The sequence below is a fragment of the Moorena sp. SIO4A5 genome, assembly GCF_010672005.1.
Lineage (GTDB): Bacteria > Cyanobacteriota > Cyanobacteriia > Cyanobacteriales > Coleofasciculaceae > Moorena.
Genome location: NZ_JAAHHZ010000002.1, coordinates 78,811 through 93,456, shown reverse-complemented (window position 1 = coordinate 93,456; position 14,646 = coordinate 78,811). Strand labels below are relative to the sequence as shown.

The 14,646-nt window shown below is 42.7% G+C and carries 18 protein-coding genes and 3 pseudogenes; 12 read left to right on the top strand and 9 right to left on the bottom strand.

The features are described from left to right. Positions 1 to 17 precede the first annotated feature (17 nt). Both F6K57_RS01920 and F6K57_RS01915 read right to left on the bottom strand, forming a co-directional pair. Positions 18 to 527, bottom strand: coding sequence for a methyltransferase domain-containing protein (locus F6K57_RS01920; RefSeq protein ID WP_293019032.1), 510 nt, complete (start codon positions 525 to 527; stop codon positions 18 to 20). 166 nt (positions 528 to 693) lie between these two features. Beyond that, positions 694 to 1,101, bottom strand: a pseudogene (locus tag F6K57_RS01915) (transposase); the annotation flags it as partial. Between F6K57_RS01915 and F6K57_RS01910 the strand changes: the two are divergent. Together F6K57_RS01910 and nblS are read left to right on the top strand one after the other, a co-directional pair. Beyond that, on the top strand, positions 1,053 to 1,199 hold the full coding sequence (locus tag F6K57_RS01910; RefSeq protein WP_293064505.1) for a hypothetical protein: 147 nt from the start codon (positions 1,053 to 1,055) through the stop codon (positions 1,197 to 1,199). The pseudogene F6K57_RS01915 and the gene F6K57_RS01910 sit on opposite strands and share 49 nt — an antisense overlap. Before the next feature lie 606 nt (positions 1,200 to 1,805). Next, positions 1,806 to 3,815, top strand: coding sequence for a two-component system sensor histidine kinase NblS (gene nblS / locus F6K57_RS01905; protein ID WP_293064496.1), 2,010 nt, complete (start codon positions 1,806 to 1,808; stop codon positions 3,813 to 3,815). A 69-nt stretch (positions 3,816 to 3,884) separates the two neighbouring features. Here the strand turns inward: nblS and F6K57_RS01900 are convergent, their stop codons facing one another. Then, the gene (locus F6K57_RS01900) at positions 3,885 to 4,256 is read right to left on the bottom strand and encodes a zinc ribbon domain-containing protein (RefSeq protein WP_293019031.1); all 372 of its coding nucleotides are present in this window, start codon (positions 4,254 to 4,256) and stop codon (positions 3,885 to 3,887) included. A 212-nt stretch (positions 4,257 to 4,468) separates the two neighbouring features. Here F6K57_RS01900 and F6K57_RS01895 point away from each other — a divergent pair, with 212 nt between their 5' ends. Both F6K57_RS01895 and F6K57_RS01890 read left to right on the top strand, forming a co-directional pair. Continuing rightward, a complete protein-coding gene (locus tag F6K57_RS01895) occupies positions 4,469 to 5,014 on the top strand; it encodes a hypothetical protein (protein WP_293037397.1) in 546 nt (181 codons plus the stop codon). Positions 5,015 to 5,049: 35 nt separating this feature from the next. After that, complete coding sequence (locus F6K57_RS01890; RefSeq protein WP_293019029.1) at positions 5,050 to 5,196, top strand: hypothetical protein; 147 nt, start codon at positions 5,050 to 5,052, stop codon at positions 5,194 to 5,196. Between the two features lie 160 nt (positions 5,197 to 5,356). Here the strand turns inward: F6K57_RS01890 and F6K57_RS01885 are convergent, their stop codons facing one another. Continuing rightward, on the bottom strand, positions 5,357 to 6,688 hold the full coding sequence (locus tag F6K57_RS01885; protein WP_293064304.1) for a transposase: 1,332 nt from the start codon (positions 6,686 to 6,688) through the stop codon (positions 5,357 to 5,359). Positions 6,689 to 6,746: 58 nt separating this feature from the next. Here F6K57_RS01885 and tnpA point away from each other — a divergent pair. The 3 genes and pseudogenes from tnpA to F6K57_RS01870 all read left to right on the top strand — a co-directional run. Beyond that, positions 6,747 to 7,155: pseudogene (gene tnpA / locus F6K57_RS01880) on the top strand (IS200/IS605 family transposase). Between the two features lie 162 nt (positions 7,156 to 7,317). Beyond that, positions 7,318 to 7,581, top strand: a complete 264-nt coding sequence (locus F6K57_RS01875; RefSeq protein ID WP_293064301.1) for a hypothetical protein — start codon at positions 7,318 to 7,320, stop codon at positions 7,579 to 7,581. Positions 7,582 to 7,699: 118 nt separating this feature from the next. Then, a pseudogene (locus F6K57_RS01870) lies at positions 7,700 to 7,807 on the top strand (IS1 family transposase); the annotation flags it as partial. Positions 7,808 to 7,976: 169 nt separating this feature from the next. Here F6K57_RS01870 and F6K57_RS01865 read toward each other — a convergent pair. Continuing rightward, complete coding sequence (locus F6K57_RS01865) at positions 7,977 to 8,198, bottom strand: hypothetical protein (RefSeq protein WP_293019026.1); 222 nt, start codon at positions 8,196 to 8,198, stop codon at positions 7,977 to 7,979. Between the two features lie 125 nt (positions 8,199 to 8,323). Between F6K57_RS01865 and F6K57_RS01860 the strand changes: the two genes are divergently transcribed. Then, a complete protein-coding gene (locus F6K57_RS01860; protein ID WP_293064298.1) occupies positions 8,324 to 9,139 on the top strand; it encodes a 2OG-Fe(II) oxygenase family protein in 816 nt (271 codons plus the stop codon). A 321-nt stretch (positions 9,140 to 9,460) separates the two neighbouring features. Here the strand turns inward: F6K57_RS01860 and F6K57_RS01855 are convergent, their stop codons facing one another. Further along, entirely contained in the window at positions 9,461 to 9,754 is a 294-nt protein-coding gene (locus F6K57_RS01855) for a Uma2 family endonuclease (RefSeq protein ID WP_075903592.1), read from the bottom strand. A gap of 34 nt (positions 9,755 to 9,788) precedes the next feature. Here F6K57_RS01855 and F6K57_RS41830 point away from each other — a divergent pair, with 34 nt between their 5' ends. Next, entirely contained in the window at positions 9,789 to 10,049 is a 261-nt protein-coding gene (locus F6K57_RS41830; RefSeq protein WP_364300811.1) for an AMP-binding protein, read from the top strand. Positions 10,050 to 10,062: 13 nt separating this feature from the next. On the opposite strand, the gene F6K57_RS01850 is transcribed toward F6K57_RS41830, so the two are convergent. Beyond that, positions 10,063 to 10,269: a hypothetical protein gene (locus F6K57_RS01850; RefSeq protein WP_071106566.1), complete on the bottom strand. Its 207-nt coding sequence runs from the start codon at positions 10,267 to 10,269 to the stop codon at positions 10,063 to 10,065. A gap of 4 nt (positions 10,270 to 10,273) precedes the next feature. Beyond that, positions 10,274 to 10,726: a GIY-YIG nuclease family protein gene (locus F6K57_RS01845; RefSeq protein WP_293037388.1), complete on the bottom strand. Its 453-nt coding sequence runs from the start codon at positions 10,724 to 10,726 to the stop codon at positions 10,274 to 10,276. Between the two features lie 127 nt (positions 10,727 to 10,853). Between F6K57_RS01845 and F6K57_RS01840 the strand changes: the two genes are divergently transcribed. Further along, positions 10,854 to 11,045 carry a hypothetical protein gene (locus F6K57_RS01840; protein WP_293064294.1) on the top strand — a complete coding sequence of 64 codons (192 nt, stop codon included), beginning with the start codon at positions 10,854 to 10,856 and terminating at the stop codon, positions 11,043 to 11,045. Between the two features lie 36 nt (positions 11,046 to 11,081). On the opposite strand, the gene F6K57_RS01835 is transcribed toward F6K57_RS01840, so the two are convergent. Then, complete coding sequence (locus F6K57_RS01835) at positions 11,082 to 12,542, bottom strand: sodium/glutamate symporter (RefSeq protein ID WP_293064291.1); 1,461 nt, start codon at positions 12,540 to 12,542, stop codon at positions 11,082 to 11,084. Positions 12,543 to 12,906: 364 nt separating this feature from the next. Between F6K57_RS01835 and F6K57_RS01830 the strand changes: the two genes are divergently transcribed. Continuing rightward, a complete protein-coding gene (locus tag F6K57_RS01830) occupies positions 12,907 to 13,362 on the top strand; it encodes an NUDIX hydrolase (protein ID WP_293064289.1) in 456 nt (151 codons plus the stop codon). Between the two features lie 88 nt (positions 13,363 to 13,450). Further along, positions 13,451 to 14,113: a PEP-CTERM sorting domain-containing protein gene (locus F6K57_RS01825; protein ID WP_293064287.1), complete on the top strand. Its 663-nt coding sequence runs from the start codon at positions 13,451 to 13,453 to the stop codon at positions 14,111 to 14,113. Positions 14,114 to 14,646 lie beyond the last annotated feature (533 nt).

The following is a 14,646-nucleotide window of genomic DNA, read 5'->3' as shown; positions in this document are numbered from 1 at the left end:
GTCAGCTAGCTAAAAGGTTATATACGAGCTAATGCCCAGACATGGTAGGGAAAGTCAGGTTCGTTTTCTAGCGAGTGAACTTGGGGATTGTATGGAATCCATTGAGAGAAGTTAGCAATAATACATTGGCGATTTCCCCAAGAACCTGTTTGAATAGTCTCTAGAGGAAAACCGCATTCGTGAAGAAAGTATTTGAGTCCTGTTTCTGTCCACCGGGTACAGTCTATGGGGTAATTATGAACCTTGACTAGAAAGGGAACGGAGATGAGAAAATACCCTCCTGGAGAAAGCATAGAAATGACATTCCGACAAGCTCGATAGGGATATAATAGATGCTCGAAAACTTGCTCTGCTATAATTAAATCAAAACTTTCTGCTAGAGAATTCGAGCAAATATCGTACTCAGGATAACTGATCGTATGATATTCCCGGAACCCAAAATCTCTCCAAGTATGCCCAGAAATTTCCAATGCTCGCCATTCTGGGTACGGCAAAGCTTCTAGAAGCTTTGCCGTTTCCTGATTCATTATCACTCGACTCCAAGTAATCATAATACCTCGATTAAGCTGATTGAAATGAAATAGCGTTACTTATAAAAAATTAAGCCCAAATGAATGAAGCCCAAACTTGCTTGATCAACGGCAAAAACGTTACAATTCATGGTTAACCAATCAAAAAATCGAAAAGACATAACTGTCTTCCCACTCCCTCTGTCAAGTGGTCACTTTTTTGGTGACCATAATCATCAATTATCAATCTAAAACCTCTGCTGATTATTGTCTGAATAAACTTATTCATTATCTCCAAGCGACATTCATTGATCTTTGTCCCAGACCAGGGTGCTTTTGTTAAAAAATGCGACAAACGATGGTAGGTCACACCTACAGCGTTCTCTGCCATTTGAAATAGGTTTTTTCTTTCACATTACCCCAATAATCCTCCTGAATAATGTCCAAACTCCCTTTTTTGAGCTTTATGAGTAAATAGATCATCAAATCGTTTCCACCATTTTCCAAAACACGGAAACATGGCTGGCGTTGCATCAATGCGGAATGATTTTATTAGTTTTGTGGAATGGGCATCTTGTTGTGGAATGGGCATCTTGTTGTGGAATGGGCATCTTGTTGTGGAATGGGCATCTTGCCCGTTTCCTGCCTCGGGCGGGGAGGATGCCCACCCCACTTATATTCATGCCTTGATTCAGCCATGCGGCATTGCTACGGGGGTTGTCTCGTTCATTAGGGGTCACTTTGGCGTGAAAGCTTTGCCGACAAATCATTATACCCTTTTTTATTCTTCTATTTTCTCTAAATCCCGTTATGTGTTAGCTTGGATTTTTGCATTATTATGCATCATATTTGAGTAATTAAACAAAAAAAAGCCAACTTTGGGTATATATTTGAATTATAAAACTCTCTTTATGAGTAATAAATAATCTTGTTTTTCTTTATGATTAGGCGTTAAATCCTAAAACCCGACACCTAAGACCTATCACCTATAGCGTTTGTATTTGAGATGTAAACCTAGGAGGTCTTTTTTTATTGGACAATAAAACTGAGGATCTCGAACCCCTCTTGCCTCTTGCCTCTTGCCTCTTGCCTCTTGCCTCTTGGCCTTTGGGAGTATGTTCACAACCGATGATACAAACGCGCTTATCACCTATCATCTTTATTTTCCACTCAAGAGGTAAGGTTTTCTGGCTTTATAATTGGAGGATAGCCAAAAGTAGATGCTTTGCCACAATCAAAGCATCTACCTTTGGAAAGAGTGTTGTTGTCTTCCCTGTTGAGAGAGTTGAACCGACCTTGCTAGCTTTGCTAAAAACCCTTATCGACATTATCAGGCGTTGGTGGTCGGAGTTTACCCTCCAGACCAAGCTAATGGCAGCAGCAACTCTGGTTGTCTCATTGCTCATGAGTGGCTTGACCTTCTGGGCGGTGAATACGATTCAGCAGGATGCTAGGATGAACGACACTCGCTTTGGTCGTGATCTCGGTCTCTTGCTGGCTGCCAACGTTGAACCTCATGTTGCGGCAAATAATTTCGACGAACTAGCTCGCTTTTCCAGCCGCTTCTACAGTAGTACCTCTAGTGTGCGTTACATTATCTATGCTGACGAGGATGGGGAAATAATTTTTGGTATTCCTTTCTCCGCAGCAGAAGTAAAGAATTCTTTAACTATTAAGCGTCGGATTGAGCTACCCGAGGGCTACGCCAAAAACTCTGATCAGCCCATGGCACGGCAGCACCTGACTCCTGATGGTCAAGTCACTGATGTGTTTGTTCCCTTAATTGACGAAAACAAATACTTAGGGGTTTTAGCTGTCGGGATTAACCCTAACCCTACGGTGGTGGTTTCCTCCAATTTAACCAGAGATGTGACTATTGCTGTGTTTATCTCGATCTGGGTGATGGTGATTTTAGGTGCAGTGGGGAACGCCTTGACTATCACTAAGCCCATTAAAGAACTACTAGTAGGGGTGAGAAATATTGCTGCTGGTAATTTCAAGCAGCGGATTGAGATGCCTTTGGGAGTAGAACTGAAGGAATTGGTGTCTAGCTTCAATGACATGGCAGAGCGTTTAGAACGCTATGAGGAGCAAAATATTGAAGAACTTACCGCAGAAAAAGCTAAGTTAGAGACTCTAGTTTCCACAATTGCTGATGGTGCTGTACTGATTGATACCAATTTTCAGGTAATGTTAGTCAACCCGACAGCACGGCGGATTTTTGGTTGGGAGGAGGAAGACATTGTCGGTAAAAATGTCTTATACCATCTTCCTGATGTGGTCACAATGGAACTAACACGACCGCTGTATCAAATGGCTACAGCGGAGAAACAGACAGAAACAGAACGGGAATCCCGCGAAGGTGAAGAGTTTCGTATTACTCTGACCAAACCGGTCTCTCGTACAGTTCGCATTCTTTTAAGTAAGGTACTCAACCAATACCGGGAAAATATTAATGGAATTGCTATCACTGTTCAGGATATTACCCGTGAGGTGGAGCTTAATCAAGCAAAAAGCAATTTCATCAGCAATGTTTCCCACGAACTCAGAACACCTCTATTTAACATTAAATCATTTATCGAAACCCTCCACGACTACGGGGAAGAACTTAGTGAAGCTGAACGCAAGGAATTTCTTGACACGGCTAATCGGGAAACTGACCGACTAACCCGTCTAGTTAACGATGTCCTAGATTTATCACGGTTGGAATCTTGTCGAATTTATCAACTTGAACCCTTTGACATTGTTCGACCTATAGAGCAAACCCTGCGCACTTATCAGCTCAACGCTCGTGACCAAACTATTGAACTGGCTCAGGAGATTGAACCAGATTTACCACCAGTTATGGGTCACTACGATTTGTTGCTCCAAGTCTTGGCTAATTTAGTGGGCAACTCCTTGAAATTCACTCAGTCTGGTGGACGAGTGGTAATTCGTGCTTATCAATTAGAAGCCGAACTCAAGCCCCAAGAAGGAAAAGGGAGGGTGCGAATTGAAATCTCTGATACGGGAATTGGCATTGCTCCAGAAGACCAACAGGCGATTTTTGACCGATTTTTCCGGGTAGAAAACCGAGTTCATACCCTGGAAGGGACGGGATTGGGGCTTTCAATTGTCAGAAACATTATCGAAAGACATCATAGCCGAGTCCACTTAGTCAGTGAAGTGGGAGTTGGGACAACATTCTGGTTTGATTTAGAGGTGTGTGAAGAAAAAAAAATTACGGTTAAAGAACATTTGCAAGTAGACACCTCACAGACAACACCAACCGACTCAGCGACTGCTAGCAATCTGTCAATTTCGTAGTGCTTAGTACTATCATGTCTAGTCGATTCAATGTTGACGGAGTACTAGTTAAATTAAACTTAGTTTAATTTAACTATTTGCCATCAGGGCTAGCAAAAAGCTAGCAGCGATTAATACCAATAGACCTAGTAAGGCTGGGTTTCTTTGACACCAGAGCCTGACCGATTCGAGTAAGCCACGCTGGGGATTATAAATCTGCTCAGGCTCTAAGGTACTTTCAGAACTATCGTCGTAAAGGGTACACTGCTTAGCATAGGGACGTTGGGGAAAGTTACAGGTATCATCAGCATGATAGGTACAGGTTTCACACAAGGGTGTATCTCCTGTGGTTTGGTGTAAGGTAATCCCCGGATGACCATAGGCTTTAAGGATTGCTCCACAATGGGGACAGGTAATCACCTTGCTATTGATAGGTTGATGGCATTTGGGACAATTGGTCATTAGTCATTAGTCATTTCTCAATAGTCAGGACTTACCCATTTGCCCCCGTTGGTCCCCCAATTCTGGGGGACTTTGACATCATTACCCCCCAGAATTGGGGGGCTAGGGGGGCGAAATCAACTTAACCGCGTAAGTCCTGATAGTCATTTCTTCATCTTAACTGTCTTACACATCCAGCTGATTTCCCTTCTTTGCCTCTTTAGCGTTTAATCATGTCCCCCTACTTAATTATTTGCCCCGGTATCCATGAGCCCCAACTGACCCAGGATTTTTTAGCAAGCTTGGAGCTATCAAGTCCCTGGACTGAAAAAGTCTTAATTTTTCCAGCTCAGGACTACCCAGCTTACTCAGCTATTCATATTTTAGAGTTCTTGCAACGTCACATTGGTTTGGTGAAGACTCCCATAGTCTTGATCAGCTTCAGTGCTGGGGTAGTGGGTGCGATCGCAGCAGCTTGGGGTTGGCAGCTACTGGGAGGAAACATCCAAGCATTGATCGCTATTGATGGCTGGGGTGTCCCTCTGTATGGCAATTTTCCCATCCACCGGATTAGTCACGATTACTTTACCCACTGGAGTTCAGGGCTATTGGGGGCAGGGGAAGACAGTTTCTATGCTTCACCACCAATTGCCCATTTGGATTTGTGGCGATCGCCCAGATGCCAAGGCTGGTGGGTTCAGGTGCCTAGAGGTGAGCAACCCCCAGAACGAATTTATATCACTGCGGCTGAGTTTATTATCGAGTTATTAGTTAAATAGTAAAATTTGCTTGAGTATTACCAGGTTGAACTATTGTGGAAGATCACGAAATAGTGACAATTGCTGAGTATCAAGCAACAGCAGAATCTTTCCGGGAAGGCACCTGGAATCACGATGTGTCTCAAAATCGCAACGCCTTGGTGGATGCTATGCCCCGTAATCCAGGCAAGATTCTGGATTAGGAGGTGGTCCTGGTAGAGACTTGGTTGCTTTTAAAGACCAGGGTCATCAAGTAATTGGTCTCGATGCTACACCAGCATTTGTGAATATGGCGCAACAGATTTCAGGATGCGAGGTTTGGCAGCAATCTTGAACTCTCCACGGGTTGAAACCGCGTGGATTCTAAGCTGTTGTCACTTCGCGGGTTGAAACCGCGCTACGTGACGCTTCACGATAGGATCTAGATAGTGAGTCTAATCTATATCGTTGTGGCAGGTTCAAAACTGCTCTACCGACCTCGACTAGGGGAAACCCTAGCTGTGTCGCTACTTTTCTTAAAATGTTGCCAGCTCCGTTGCAATCGGCATTTATTAATTCGCCTTTGCCTGACCGATAAAATCCACGCTTTACTCTCTTTCCGCTTGCTTTCCACCCCTGCGCTTTGGCGCACGCTACGCGAACAGGTTTCGCGCCGAGCACAGGTATAAAGTCACGATCTAAAAAGCTAGCTTTACTGGTATAACTCTCTTCGGTTTCGACAAATTTAATGCCGTATTCAATGCACAGTTGCTCAATTCGATTCTTCAATTTAGCAGTAGGGATTTGCACAAACTGCTGGTTATTATTTTTGCCAATATTGATACTGTCTTTGTTCCGCTTGTTCCATCCAAAAACTACTGTGCTGATTTGATTCCTTTGGCACCAATTGATTATGAATCTAGCGACATTATTTACGTTGTCACGCATTTGTCGGTTGCGCTTCTCGGTCAAAGAGGCTAGCTGGTCATCCCAGTAGTCTTGGGATTTTCCTCTTTTAATCGCAGCTACACGCTTGTTGTACCATTGGTTCTGCGACTTAACTTTTCTGCCATCTATAATGAATGATTTTCCCACAGTAGAGACGCAGGTTAACCAATTGTTGAGACCTGGATCGATGCCTAGAACATTATTCGTCTGTAGTACTGGCTCAGGGCTTTGCCTTTCATACACAAACTCCAGGTAAAAGCAGCCATTCCTAGGAACAAAACGATATTCTTTGATTGATTTTAAATCGATATTGGATGGCATCGGTAGTAAGAAGTGGTCAATCCCAAACCAAGCTTTAATCTGCTTCCCTAAAGTGAATTTAAGTTGACCTTTTACTAGTTTTACCCACCGAGCGGGATAACTAACTACAGCTAGACCTCCCTTTTTGCGATACTTTGGGACTCTAGGCTTGTCAGTCAATTGCCCTTTGTCGTACAGCTTCTTGAGAGCCTTGTAAGACTTGAAAGACTCAATAACTCCGTGTAATGTCTGTTGAGCACAGGCAGACCTCATTGCCTTAAAGTGGACATTAGTCTTCATTATTTTGTCCAGCTCTGCGTTGTTGAGGTATTTACCAGCTTTGAACAACATTTGACGGCAATAATATAGTCCACAATTAGTTAGCTTGTTAGCTTCTGAACAGATGAACTCTATAACTGCTTGATTCTCAGGTGTCGTAGCTATTAAATGTTGCTGGCAACCGTACATATTATTGTCACTTCCTTGTATATATAGTATCTTTAAAATACAGCAACTTTCAACACTTATGGCCATCAAAAACCAAAATATTTTTAGGACAAATCCTCATTCGGTAACACTACTCAACTATCACTTTGTGTGGTGCCCAAAAAGAATAAAACCTGTACTAACAGGAGGAGTAAAAATGAGGCTGCAAGAAATTATTTTTGAGTTATGCAAGGATAACAACTGGCGATTGATTGCCTTAGAGATAATGCCAGATCATGTTCACATGTTCTTGGAGGTCGATCCTACTTTTGCCCCATCGGTAATAATCATGCATAGTAAAAGGTCGAGCTTCTCACCATCTTAGGAGAGAATTTCCTGAATTGTTAAAACTCCCAACTCTTTGGTCTCCTAGCTATTTCTGCTCAACCACTGGAAACGCTAACACAGAGACAGTTAAAAGGTATATAGAGAATCAAAGAGGCAAATAACACGAGAGCCGGGATAAATCCCGGTGCGCTCCCCGGCCACCCAATAAATTAGGTGGCTAACTCTCGCTCGTTATTTCTCTGTTTCTGAGCCTCAAGCTGCCACCAAAGAGCTTTGATGGGATCTTTGCCAATGCATCCCTGATTCATATTCCTCGTGCTTCGATGGTTAGGGTACTTAAGGATTTAAAGCGATCGCTTGTTACCAATGGTGCCATAGTTATGTCAATGATTCGTGGTGATCATGAGGGTTATAGTGTTCGTCCAACCGGCTATCGCTATGTTGTAGGTTGGGAATATAAAAGCTTGGCTCCCTGTGTTGAACAAGCAGGATTTGATATTTTTGATTATTACTACCGCCCACCTGGTTTACCCTGTGAGCAGCAATCTTGGTTAGTAATTGTGGCCCTTAATCGAGTGCAATATTAGTGGTAAATAGGGCGTTGCTGAATAAAAAAATGGTATTCTAAAAAGAAAACTATGGAATGCCCGCGCATGTCATGTTTTTATTTTCATTATAGCATTCTTTGATTCAGCAACGCCGAATAAAAATACAAGATTGAGACATTATTTAGCCAGACTACATCGACGAACTCTTTGTTACTCTAAATCTGAAGAAATGTTGGAGTTATCAATTAGGCTTATTATTTATTAGAGCTGATTCGTAAACTCGCTGTAATCCTTGTAGGATAAGGCTTGCGCTCAAATAGAACATTTGAACTATTTAATAAGCAAAAGACAATCATAGCAAAGCTTTCAGACTTCTTAAGATTTACTTGACGAATCAGCTCTTATTTAAGAGATCATAAAATCCCCCTTTCTGGTTAAACCATTTTCATATTCAGCAACGCCGATTCAGGAGCATAGAGACTCTCAAACAGCATCCCTTCTTGCCTCGGCGACAAGGGGTAGATTGATTCTAGATTCCTATAGTTAATTAATGTGAGTAAACTGTCGAGTTCGGTTTGACTCAACTGGGCAAGAGGAAAGTCGGAAGGACTATATATTCTCGCTTCTAGAGATTCTATTCGCTCTTGTAAGTTCACTATATACTGGTCTTTTCTGCGGCTCAAATCCTATTATACTGTATTGGGCGATCGCGACTTAGATAAACTTCCCAGAATCCTGGTATAATTACCTGAGTTGAGTTATTTTTTTTGTTTTCTGAATCATGGAACTACCAACTCTCAATGCTGTAGATAGGGTGACGCGAGAAGAAATAAACACCCTTGTTAATCTGGGTTGCTGCTATGTCAGAATACCAGAACCAGAAATTTTTCAACATTTTAAAATTATAAAAAGAGAGGCTTTAGCTTTTTTCAGGCAGGACGAAATCAAAAAACAAAAATGGTTTGCCCATGGTAAAGTTGAAGGTTATATCGACCGTTCAATTGATGACATACATTCGGTTCAACAGTTTTTATTTAGGTTGAAGAATCCCAGTGGCCCCTTTAAAGAGTGTCGCAATTCAGTTTTTAAAATTTCAAACTATTGTGAAGAGCGTATTATTATAGTTCTGTTAAAAGAGATATTTAGTTACTTTGGTGTTGAAGACTATTTCGAGGAAGTCGTGATTGATAGTGATCTCTCTTCATCATTCTCAATTGCCTATTATCCGGCTAAGGTAAATACAAAGAAGAAAAGCAATAGTGGAATGAAAGCTCATAAAGACTATGATTTGATGACTGTAATTTTGATGGACAAGCCAGGATTAGAAGTGTTTTGGGATGATCAATGGCATGACGTTAATCCCCAACCAGGGTATGGGGTGCTATTTCTGTCTGAAACCTTAGAAAAAATGCTAGGCGGAAGGATAAACTCAATTATACATCGAGTTCGCATACCAGATGAGGAACGTATTTCTATAGGTGTTTTTAAAGGACCAAATACTAATATTCCTATTCGAGATTACATTAATGATCAAATCCTGTTTGATTCACATGAGCAGTGTTTAGAACATCATCGCCAGTTATTCCGGGGGGAGTGACAAAAAGGCCTCTAATATCAAGTCTGGTTGAATACCCATAATTAAGGGGAGGGTGGGGAGGGGTTGAAGTGTGGGGAGATGGGGAGATGGGGAGATGGCTAGATGGGGAGATTTTTATTAAGGGTAATTATGCCGACATGATATAACTAAAAATGCTACCCACAATTTACCAAAATCATCTTAAAAGTGCGATGTTCCTTTGGAGCCGCTACGCGAACGCATTATCTTGATTGATTGGATTTCACCAAGCTCAACCCAACCTATATTTTATTCCCTGATATCTGGCAACAAATAGCATAAAATCAAGCAAGGGGCAACGAGCTATGATCGGCGAGTCATAGCCATTACCCCGTTGACCGTAAGTTCGGGTAGAATGCCTAAACTTGGCAGAATCTCTGCTCCTGAACAGATTATGGGTAAGTCATCTCCCTGCCAGACCCAAATCTGCTGACGAGCGAAATCGATTAACCAGGCTAATTGTGTTCCATTACTGAGGCAATGCAGAATCTTATTTTGCAAGTTTAAAGTACTTTGGTCAGGGGAACGAATTTCAATCAGCCAATCGGGTGATCCATCAAGGGATCCGTCCTGATGGTGAACCTCACGTTCAGGTATTAGCTGAAAAACTTAAATTTTGTCTAGCTAGCGTTTGCTGAAAAAGTCTACAAAGGCTGGGGGAGCTTACATTCCCTTTGATCTGGGCTATCCTCAAGAACGTTTAGCCTATATGTTGTCTGATTCTCAAGTGTCGGTGGTTTTGACGAGTAATACCAAATCTGGTTTAGCCAGACCACAAACAAGTCAATTAGAATCCATATATATCAAAATTGTATCAATAAGATATGTGTCCTATAGTAACCGGATTTGGTATAAGACCTCAGCCCTAGCCTTGCCTAGCTGCAACCGATGATAACTGGCTGGACTTATTGTCCACGCCCCGGTTTACAGTCTACAAAACTTAATGCTTCGGTATCGAGAAAGCTGGCAATTGCCATCTCAATAACTGCTTCAATTGGATACTCAATTTCAGCAGCACGCTCAACGAGAGCAGCCTGAATATGTTCGGGCAGGCGTTCCAAGATGACCTTTGCATCAGTGGAGGAGATTCGCCCCAAAAGTTCTACCTGCATAAGTTTACTGCTCCATTGGGATTTTGACATTATAGGGAGGTTCGGTAGCCCTCAAGATGATAGCTTCTAGCTCCAATAGTAGCGCAGGGTTTTGCCAGTAGGAAATTGTCTGCATAGCAATACGAACATCTTCGTCGCTATATTTGTCGAGCCATGCCCACAAAAAAGCTTTGTGTCCACCACTGAAGCGACCTCGCAAGCTCTTGGTCTTACCAATGTAAAGCAGTCCATCAGTTTTATGCCTGATGGCATAGATGCCAGGACGAGCAGGGATGTGGCTAAAATCACGGTTCAAGAGTTGGCATTGGTCAAAGGGAGTGAAGGCTATTGCGTCCAAGATTCTTCGTGCTTGGTCTTTTACTTCAGAGTTATTCTTTGGCATGGAAACATCGGAGCTATTTGCACAGATGCCATGCTCCCACAGATTATGTGATGGTTGCCAGCTTTTTGCGATCACACTGGTGCCTTAGGCAATCCCTCGCTACTAGCCGTAACTTGAGGTGGGCAAAAATCGGCAATCTATCAGTTCAATTGTTAAAGATATTTGTTTTGCCCAATCGACAAGATAATCCGATCACTAAGCGATGCTCCTTTGGAGCCGCTACGCGATTGACCTTTGGTCACGCTACGCGAACGCATTATCTTGTAGTTGGGTTGAGGCAACGAAACCCAACATCATCTCTGGCTTCTTTTACCTTGATTTATTGGATTTAACCAACCTCAACCCAACCTATATTTTATTCTGTGATCGCTGGTCAAAAATAGCAGAAAATTAAGCAATAGGCAACGATCTAATATAACGGACTAACCCTTTATAGATTAGCTTGCCTGAATGTCTTTCTCATCCGCTTAAAGTTCCACAGACCAAAGATTAACCAGAAGGCTAGTAATCCTGTTGTTAGCAGTAACACTACCGATGGGCCAAATTGCACAATCAGTGCTGGTGCAGCAGCAGTAAACAAGCCACCACCTACTATCGGTTCAAAGAACAACTGTTTGTAGGCGAAACTCTCAAAAGCACCGGTATGGTTATCTGGGTCTACCATCTGGATCAACAAAATACCGGTTGCTGTCACTCCCATGGATTGTCCCATGTCCCCGATGCCACGCTCAAACCAGTATCTGGGGAGTATACGGGGTGCGAGGAAAACAAATGCCCAGATGTTCCAGACGATGCCAGCGATCGCAAGAATTAAAAATGGCAGGAGGTTATTTCCCAGCACTTTTAGGGAAATCGACGCTAATGCGGTCACAATTACCACATCTAACGCTACCCCAGAGATGCGCTCCTGCAAGGGTCGAATAATTAGTGACCCTAGTCCTAGACGCACGGTTACGACTTGGACAATCAAACCACCAATTAGTGCCATGGGAAACAGAGGCACATACTGAATTACTTGAAAGCCACCGGCTCCCCAAGTCACTGACTCAATGAACTTGAGCACTGCCAGGATTAGCCAGCCGATTGCGATCGCAACTCCTACAAAAGCAAGGTTCAATGACAGGGGATCGATCAGTAAACCATCCATTAATCTCGCTCTGGCTAACCTAACTTCAGTAGGTTCTCCTTGAATTGTCTGTTGAATTGTATTTTGAATTTTATCCCGAAACTGTTGTAGGTCGCTGGTCGCAGGGCTGGCCTGGATGTAGCCCTTGCGCCTGCCCCAGCTTGCTAGCCAGGTACCTGCGATCACCCCTGAGAGAATACCGAGTGTAGCCAAGCCTAGAGCCAAGTCACCACCGTCGTTAAAACCCAATTTTCTAAAGGTATCGGTCATGCCAGCAGCGGTGCCGTGACCGCCTTCAAAGGCAATTTCGATTAATGCACCTGCGATGGGATCGACACCGAATATCGGACTCAAGACTAACAGAACTAGCAGCAGTCCAATCACATATTGTCCCCAGGCCAGGGTTTGACCGAATGCGACCTGAGGTGCCGCTTTGCGCCAAATTTTTATGGGACTGGGGATCGCTTCACCTAAAAATAAGGCGGCGAAGACAACATTGATAAAGACACCAGGAGACTGAGACCAAACTATTCCCATGGTTTTCGGAAACAGACCCCCAGCCAGTAATGAATCTGTACCTGATAGGGTAGATGCGATCGCACCCAATACTGCTGGTCCGAGTAACAATGCTACTCCCCCAGCAATAACAGATTCTGGTAGATAAAGGGATTGAAATAGCCGAACTTTTTGTTTAAGAAACCTGCCGATCAGGAGTAGAATCCCGATCATGATCAAAGCAAATAAAGCATTGATGAGCGTAAACATAGCACCTTCCCCTCAGTGGGATAGTTACACCACCGATGTCAACTGCCTCTGGTAACTAAAAATTTAAAATTTGACGGTAAAGCTTTGAGGGTAAAGCTTTAACAGTAAAGCATCGTCGGCGAGTTGAGTCTGTAGTGGTGAAGCTGAATAAAGGATTATTGTAACTCAGGCGAGAGAGAAAATTCCGTCTAGTCTCTAGTTTTTGGGTCAGGCTAATCGGACACATCGCATTTCTCACAATATTAATTGTGATAATTTTTGATCGGAATTTCCCTACTCCCTACTCCCTACTCCCTACTCCCTACTCCCTACTCCCTACTCCCTTTGCTATATCATAAATACTCAACCAGATTTGATCTAACCCATGACTTCTACTCAATACCGTAATCCTGCTCCCACTGTTGATATCATTATTGAACTAATCGACCGACCCCATCGACCGATTATTTTGATAGAACGGCAGAATCCCCCCCTAGGCTGGGCAATTCCCGGTGGCTTTGTAGATTACGGCGAGTCGGTAGAAACAGCAGCGGTGCGAGAAGCTAAGGAAGAAGTCAGCTTACACGTTGAACTAATTGAGCAATTCCAGGTGTATTCCGACCCTAATCGTGATGCCCGTAAGCATACCATTAGTATTGTCTTTTTAGCTACAGCAACGGGTGTTCCCAAAGCCGCTGATGATGCTAAAAATCTGGGCATTTTTCACCCTTGGGAAGTGCCATCTAATCTCTGCTTTGACCACAACAAAATTTTGCGGGATTATTGGAATTATCGTCATTATGGGATTAGACCTAGGCTATCTGCGGAAGTGATACAGTAACTCATCAACTACGGATACATTGAACTAACCTGAATGCAAACATCAGCCTGTAATCCTGATAATTAAGAACAGTTAAGGATTACCACTCATGAACATCAAGCCCTCTTTAATGGCAGCTGCTACTGTAACAATCGCTGCTTCTACATTGAACGCCATCTCTGCCGAAGCGGCTGTTCTTGACTTCGATATTTCTCCGTTTACCGGTGATCCAGCTACAGTCAACATTACTTTAGAGGAAGTTGGCAATGATGTTAAGTTTAACTTTGAAGTGACTGATACCTTGGCCGACATCACTGGGGTATTCTTCGATATTAACGACACTTTCAATTTGAACTCAAATGATTTGAGTGTTAGTGGCAATGATGTAACCGGGAGTTTGGTAACCAATACTAGCAATCTTGGCAATGGTGTCAATCTGAACGGTGGTGGTCCTAGCAACCCTGGCTCATTCGATTTTGGTTTAAAGATTGGCACCAATGGTATCGGAACTGATGATATTAAATCCACTAGCTTTATCCTATCTCACGCTACAGAAGCCTTAACGATCGATATGTTTGAGGAGCAAAAGTTTGGAGTGCGTCTGCAAAGTGTAGGGTCTAATCGTGAAGGCAGTAGTAAACTAACAGCAATATCCCCTATAAAAGTTATCCGCCCCTCTGACCCCAAACCAGTTAGTGTACCGGAACCCTCCACTCTACTGGGATTAGGCTTATTCGCTGTAGGTCTAGCTGGGACACGCCGCATTGTCTAAAACCTAAAAAGTTGATATCAATAAAGCGGCTTTTGTCTTGGATATTACTAATAGTAGAGTAGAAAATTCGTTTGTTATCAATCGGTAAGGATATGCGCTACGCGCATATCCTTATACCAATGGGGAAATAATAAAATTGGATTGTGATTCTATCGTCGTCACAAACAATGATTGTTCTTGATAAAGGATACTCAGGAATTTGATGCTTCAGTTTCTGTAATCGAAGAATTCGAGAGATTAACTAAGCGCAGGGTGTATCTACTTTTCTTTGGGACTGAAAAAGTAGAATAAAAAAAATAATACCTGCTGATAATATCACCTTAGGATCTAATATCTTAGAGTTTACAGATAGCTTCCAAAAATTTTAACAATTGAAGATAACTCTCAGATTACATCAAGTTTAGTAATGGCATCAGCTGATAAGTTGGTGAAGTTTCCTGGTGCAGATAAACAAATTGATAGCGTAAACCATTCGTCACTAGCCCCCATACGGATTTTTGTTGAAAATGTTAGTTACCCTTATTATATCAAAA